General features: G+C 76.0%; 1 protein-coding gene. It reads left to right on the plus strand.

The annotated features are described in order from the left end of the window. The first annotated feature begins 251 nt into the window (after window positions 1–251). Complete coding sequence (gene rsmD, locus HW577_RS25450) at window positions 252–818, plus strand: 16S rRNA (guanine(966)-N(2))-methyltransferase RsmD (protein WP_198378869.1); 567 nt, start codon at window positions 252–254, stop codon at window positions 816–818. Window positions 819–1,106: the final 288 nt, after the last annotated feature.

Raw genomic sequence — 1,106 nt, forward strand, 5'->3', positions numbered from 1 at the left:
GCCCGCCGCGCGCGCGCAATGCCGGCGCCGGCCCGCGCCGCACGGTGCGGGGGCGGCTGCAGCGCGGACGGGACGAGTGATGCGCGGCCTGCGGCGTCCGAGAGCCAGGAATACGGATCGAGGCGCTGCCTCGATCCGCGAGCGCGAAGCGGGACCGCGCCCATCGTGTCCGCCGTCGCCGGCGCGCCAGTCCACGGCGCGAAGCCAAGCCGCGCGGATGCGCGGCGCCCGGCGTCTGAGGGCATAGAAAAATGCGCATCATCGCCGGGCGCCATCGCGGCCGGAAGCTGATCGCACCGGCCGGGGACGCCACGCGCCCGACCGCGGAGCGCGTGCGCCAGGCGCTGTTCGACATGCTGTGGCACGCCCCCTGGGGCGGGCGCATGGCGATCCAGGACCAGCTGGTGCTGGACGGTTTCGCCGGCACCGGCGCGCTGGGGCTGGAGGCGCTGTCGCGCGGCGCGGACCACGTGACCTTCGTGGAGAAGGACGCGGCCGCGCTCGCCGCGCTGCGCGCCAACATCGCCGCCTGCCGGGAGGATGCGCACAGCGCCGTGCTGGCGATGGACATCGCGCGCGTCCCGCGGGCGATGGTGTCCTGCGGCCTGGTGTTCCTCGACCCGCCCTATGGGCAAGGTCTGGTGCCGCGCGCCGTCGCGGCGCTGGAGGCGGCGGGCTGGATCGCGCCCGGTGCGCTGGTCGTCGCCGAGACGGGCGAGGGCGAGGCACTGGTGCTGCCGGGCTACGAGGCGCTTGCCGAACGCAGCCATGGCGCGGCGACGCTGCGTGTGCTGCGCGCGCCCGGGGTGGCGTGCTGAGGCGACCAGCCATGCCCTGGCCATCGGCCGCGCCGGCGCCTGGGGTTCTGGAAAACGGATCGAGGCGCAGCGTCGATCGGGGAGGGCGAAGCCCGACCGCGCCCAGACCGTCAGCGGCGGGGGGCGCGCCCGTTCATGGCGCGCAAGCCAAGCGGCCGGATGGCCGCGCCGGCGCCTGAGGTTCTGGAAAACCGATCGAGGCGCAGCGTCGATCCGGGAGGGCGAAGCGCGACCGCGCCCAGACCGTCAGCGGCGGGGGGCGCGCCAGCGCATGGCGCGCAAGCCAAG

Origin of the sequence: Neoroseomonas rubea (genome assembly GCF_016106015.1) — a bacterium.
In the GTDB taxonomy this organism is placed as follows: Bacteria; Pseudomonadota; Alphaproteobacteria; order Acetobacterales; family Acetobacteraceae; genus Neoroseomonas; species Neoroseomonas rubea.

Excerpts from the sequence above, each read along its gene's own strand:
- rsmD (WP_198378869.1), top strand. The coding sequence starts at position 252 with ATGCGCATCATCGCCGGGCGCCATCGCGGCCGGAAGCTGATCGCACCG.